The 4,113-nt window shown below is 64.6% G+C and carries 7 protein-coding genes; 1 reads left to right on the top strand and 6 read right to left on the bottom strand.

All coding sequences use genetic code 11. From position 1 onward, the window contains the following. A partial coding sequence (repC, locus tag K9U40_RS22205; protein ID WP_282892279.1) for a plasmid replication protein RepC occupies positions 1-1,032 on the top strand: 1,032 nt, incomplete at its 5' end. 59 nt (positions 1,033-1,091) lie between these two features. Here the strand turns inward: repC and K9U40_RS22200 are convergent. The 6 genes from K9U40_RS22200 to K9U40_RS22175 form a co-directional block, all read right to left on the bottom strand. Next, a complete protein-coding gene (locus K9U40_RS22200; RefSeq protein ID WP_282639157.1) occupies positions 1,092-2,177 on the bottom strand; it encodes a site-specific integrase in 1,086 nt (361 codons plus the stop codon). Then, positions 2,177-2,581 carry a type II toxin-antitoxin system VapC family toxin gene (locus K9U40_RS22195; RefSeq protein ID WP_282639158.1) on the bottom strand — a complete coding sequence of 135 codons (405 nt, stop codon included), beginning with the start codon at positions 2,579-2,581 and terminating at the stop codon, positions 2,177-2,179. Before K9U40_RS22195 ends, K9U40_RS22200 begins: the two co-directional genes overlap by 1 nt. After that, complete coding sequence (locus tag K9U40_RS22190; RefSeq protein ID WP_282639160.1) at positions 2,581-2,835, bottom strand: type II toxin-antitoxin system Phd/YefM family antitoxin; 255 nt, start codon at positions 2,833-2,835, stop codon at positions 2,581-2,583. Before K9U40_RS22190 ends, K9U40_RS22195 begins: the two co-directional genes overlap by 1 nt. 168 nt (positions 2,836-3,003) lie before the next feature. After that, positions 3,004-3,201, bottom strand: coding sequence for a type II toxin-antitoxin system VapB family antitoxin (locus K9U40_RS22185; RefSeq protein ID WP_282639179.1), 198 nt, complete (start codon positions 3,199-3,201; stop codon positions 3,004-3,006). 86 nt (positions 3,202-3,287) lie between these two features. Beyond that, positions 3,288-3,677 carry a type II toxin-antitoxin system VapC family toxin gene (locus tag K9U40_RS22180; protein WP_282639161.1) on the bottom strand — a complete coding sequence of 130 codons (390 nt, stop codon included), beginning with the start codon at positions 3,675-3,677 and terminating at the stop codon, positions 3,288-3,290. After that, positions 3,677-3,934, bottom strand: a complete 258-nt coding sequence (locus tag K9U40_RS22175) for a type II toxin-antitoxin system VapB family antitoxin (protein WP_282639163.1) — start codon at positions 3,932-3,934, stop codon at positions 3,677-3,679. The genes K9U40_RS22180 and K9U40_RS22175 overlap by 1 nt, the downstream gene beginning before the upstream one ends. Between the last annotated feature and the right edge of the window lie 179 nt (positions 3,935-4,113).

Genomic DNA, 4,113 nt, shown 5'->3' with positions numbered 1-4,113 from the left:
CTCGTCGTCTTCCCGTCCAACGCGCAGCTCAGCGATCGAGCGAACGGCATGTCGCCGGCGACGCTTCGCAGGCATATCGCCATCCTTGTGCACTGCGGCTTGGTCATTCGCAGAGACAGTCCGAACGGCAAGCGCTTCGCGCGCAAAGGACCGTCGGGTGAGATCGAGCAGGCTTACGGCTTCGACCTGGCGCCCATTGTCGCCCGGGCGGATGAGTTCAAAAGACTCGCGGAGACCACCCAGGCGGAGAAGAAGGCCTTCCGCATCCTGCGCGAGCGGCTGACGATCGCACGGCGGGACGTTGTGAAGATGATCGCCGCCGGCATCGAAGAAGGGGTCCCTGGCGACTGGCGAGGATATCGCATGGCCTATGAGGGCCTTATGGAGCGGCTCCCGCGGTCAGCATCGAAGGCAATGGTGGAGATTATCCTAGCCGAACTCAGCGTGCTTCGCGCGCTTGTGCATAAGGCGCTGGAGGATTTCATAAAATCTCAAAATTCAAGCGCCAATGAGTCTCATAATGAGCGCCACAAACAAAATTCAAAACCAGACTCTAAAAATGAATCTGAATATAGCCACTCAACTGAAAAGGAAGGCGGAGCCTGTGGTTCTGATAACGTCCGCATGCTCCCGCAACGGGACCTTCCCCTGAACATCATCGTTGACGCTTGTCCTGAAATCCGGGGCCTTGCAGCGGGAGGCGAAATTCGAACGTGGCGCGATCTGCTCGCGACCGCGCAGCTGGCCCGGGCTTATCTCGGTATCAGCCCCAGCGCCTACCAGGACGCCTGCGCCGCAATGGGAGAAGGGCAAGCGGCCACGGTCATCGCTGCGATCCTGCAGCGGACGGAGCAAATTTCGAGCCCCGGGGGCTATTTGCGCAGCCTGACGAAACGGGCGCAGGAGGGCAAATTCTCGACCTGGCCGATGGTGATGGCGCTTCTGCGGGCGAAGCTCGACCAACAGCGCGACGGGGCAGGGCGTATCCGCTCTTCGCCGGCTGATGGGCCCAGGCCGGCGAAGAGGCCATGAGAGGCGGAGAGGCGGAACGTCGGACAAGAAGGGAATCCCCTTCGACAGTCAGCGTGAGGTTACAAGCCGGCGGCGCGGGTAAGATTGACGCGGAAGCGATCGCGCCGACGCTGATAGCGGCGGGTCATCTCGGCCGAGGCGTGCCCCAGCTGCTTCTGCACGTGGCGCTCGTCGACCTCGGCCGAGGAGGCAAGGCCGGCGCGCAGGGAGTGGCCGGAGAATTTTTCCTGCCGTTGGCCCTCGGTAAGATCGCCTCGGACACCCGCGGCGAGCGCCGTGCGCTTCACCAGGCGAGCCACCTCCCGGTCATTGAGCCGCTCTGGGCCCACATCCTTGCCGTGGCCGGTCACCCGACGGAACAGCGGGCCATGGCCGATTTTCGCCAGCCTCAGCCAGGTCTGGAGCGTCACAATGGGGCAGGTGGCGTCGGAGGACCCGCGGCCAACTTCGATTTCGCGCCAACCAGTCTTGCCGCGGAGCGTGACGAGAAGCCCCTTGTCCAGGACCTCGACCCAGCCACGGCCGTCCTCGGTCTGGTCCCGGCCGACATCGAGGCCGACAATCTCGGAGCGCCGCAGACCGCCAGCGAAGCCGAGCAGAAGCATGGCCCGGTCGCGGAGGCCACGCAGCGTGCGGCGGTCGAGCGTCTCCAGCATGGCGATGACATCCTCAGGTAGGACGGCCTCCTTCTGCCGGGGAGGGGAAGCATGGGTGTTGCGGATGCCGGCGAGCACGGTGGCGATGTGGCGGTCGCTGCGATCGAGCGGCGTGCCGCGCTGGGTGTAGTTCCAGGAGATGGCCGACAGCCGGCGCTCGATGGTCGAGACTGCATGTGGCTTGTCGCCCGGAGTGACGGCACCGGACGCGCAGGCGGTGATGTAGAGCCCTACGACTTCGGGGGAGGGAGGGAGGACCTCCAGTGACTGCCGCCGGCACCAGGCGGAAAAATGCTTCCAGTCGGAAGCATAAGCCCTTCGGGTGTTCGCCGAGCTCGCCGCCTTGACATAATCCCGCGCCCGTTCGGTGAGGCGCTCGAGGTGTGCCGGCACAGCAGATGATGCCGGATTCACCGGTTCGGGGAGGGCAGGGGAGGGGGGATTGATCGGGTCTCCCTCTCGCAGCTCCGGATCGGCTTCGACCGTCATTATTCGAGATCCTGCGGATTGATCACCGACGCGCCGGTGTCCTCGAAATTCACGACGTTGCGGGTGACGACGATGAGGTCGTGGACGATGGCCGTCGCTGCGATCAGCCCGTCGATGTCGCAACGCGGTCTGAGCGTGGCGATCCGTCCCCACTCGACGGCGATCTGGTCGGTGACCGGCAGGATCCGATCGGCATGGTCATGGCGCAGCTTGCGCAGCCATTCGGCGAGGCGGCCAGCGGCCTTCGGGTCGGATTTCTGCTTCAGCGCGATGCCGCGCATGATCTCGCCGAGGGTAAGGGCGCTGAGGTGGACGCTGAGCGGATCGACTGCGCGCAGCCACGAGACCGCCGCCGGCGTGCCGCGCCGGGCCTCAGAGACCACGTTGGTGTCCACGAGGTACATCAGAAGGGCACGTCACGGCTGGGGCGCGTGGCCCGCTGTGTCACCGTCTCGGCGAGCGCATCGTTCCACGCCGGTCCTGACAGCAGATCGTCGACCAGCGTCGGCCGGCCGGCCCGCAGCGCGTCATAGTCGGCGGCCGAGAGCACGACGGCCGCGCGCTCGCCGCGCAGGGTGACGACCTGCGGGCCCTCGGCGCGGGCTTTCTGCACGACCTTGGAGAACTGGTTCTTGGCATCCTGCAGCGGCCAATCCATGCGCGCACCTTTCTAGCTAGACTGTCTAGCTATATAAGATCCGACTCCGACACGTCAATGCGCCGATCTTCCGTGCCCCGGGAGGGGCGCACTCCGGTTTCGCGGCAAAACCGGAGGCGTCTGGCTCGTCGGCTAGGATCGCGACCAGAACCGAGGTGTCGACGAACATCAGTGGCCCCACATTTCGTCTATCTCGTCCTTGGTCATCACCTTGTCCCCAGGCTTGGCATCGGCCGCAAGGGTGGTGGCGATCTGCTTCAGTCGGCTGGCCAGCGGCTCCTTCTCGCGCTTCAGCTCGCCCTCCAGCGCTTGGGTCACGGCCTCGGTCATCGTAACCTTGCGGCGTGCCGCGAGCTGCTCGGCCAGGGCGCGGGCGCGTTCATCACGGATCTGCAGCGTTCGGATCAGCGCCTCCTTCGTATGGACATCTATGTCATGACGTATGGATCAAATTATCCATACGCCTGAATGTCAGTCTTTGAAAAATCATCGCCCTTGAACAGCAGCGGTTCGCCGCTGAGCGCGGCGAGGGCATAGGAGAAGCAGTCGCCGAAGTTGAGGCTGGCCGGATGGCGACCCTTCCCATAGCGGCGCCAGGCCCGGCGGGCCTGATCGGCGTGCTCAGCGCTCACCGCAACGATCTCGGCCTCGGCCTTGTGCAGGAACAGGTCAAGATCGGCGCCGGCAGCCTCGCCAAGACGGGTCTCGATCACCATCGCCGCCTCGAGGAGTGTGGCTGCCGAGATCAGCCGTATTGGATCATCGGCGATCTGCGCGCGGAAGCGAGCCGCCTCCGGCTCGTTGAAGGCGATCGCGGCTAGCACGGAGGTGTCGATAACCATCAGGAGGGGACCCCGTTCTCGTCGTAGCCGATGATCTCGTCGGGGCTGCGGGGGTCGAGGACGGGTAGGGCGTTCCAGCGCCGCTGGATTGCCGCCAGGTCCTCCAGTAGGGCCGCCGCCTTGCGGGCGTTGGATCCCACCCGGCGAAGGCGCTCCTCAAGCGCCCGGCGGGTGGCGACGGTGATCGTCTCGCCGGTGCGCGCGGCGAGGTCGCGCGCCAAGCGCTCCGTCTCGGGATCCTTGATGCTCAGAGCCATTGTTAATGCCCAGGTTCCTGATTGGCTATATTCTACCTAATAGCCGATTCCGTGATGAAATGCACGACACCTGCAGACGCGGAATCTCGCGATCCTGGACCCGGCCGTTGGCCATTCGCGGGCGTCAAGGCCGTGAAAATGGCCATTTCTATATAAAGGTGAATAACGACCGATAATGC

The sequence above is a fragment of the Xanthobacter autotrophicus genome (genome assembly GCF_030015065.1).
Lineage (GTDB): Bacteria > Pseudomonadota > Alphaproteobacteria > Rhizobiales > Xanthobacteraceae > Xanthobacter > Xanthobacter autotrophicus_D.
Note: the sequence above shows the minus strand (reverse complement) of the source record. Positions and strands in the feature narration are given on the sequence as shown.

Bases quoted from the DNA above. Each gene is read 5' to 3' on its own strand.
- K9U40_RS22200 (WP_282639157.1), bottom strand. From the start codon at position 2,177: ATGACGGTCGAAGCCGATCCGGAGCTGCGAGAGGGAGACCCGATCAAT.
- K9U40_RS22180 (WP_282639161.1), bottom strand. From the start codon at position 3,677: ATGGTTATCGACACCTCCGTGCTAGCCGCGATCGCCTTCAACGAGCCG.
- K9U40_RS22195 (WP_282639158.1), bottom strand. From the start codon at position 2,581: ATGTACCTCGTGGACACCAACGTGGTCTCTGAGGCCCGGCGCGGCACG.
- K9U40_RS22190 (WP_282639160.1), bottom strand. From the start codon at position 2,835: ATGGATTGGCCGCTGCAGGATGCCAAGAACCAGTTCTCCAAGGTCGTG.
- K9U40_RS22175 (WP_282639163.1), bottom strand. From the start codon at position 3,934: ATGGCTCTGAGCATCAAGGATCCCGAGACGGAGCGCTTGGCGCGCGAC.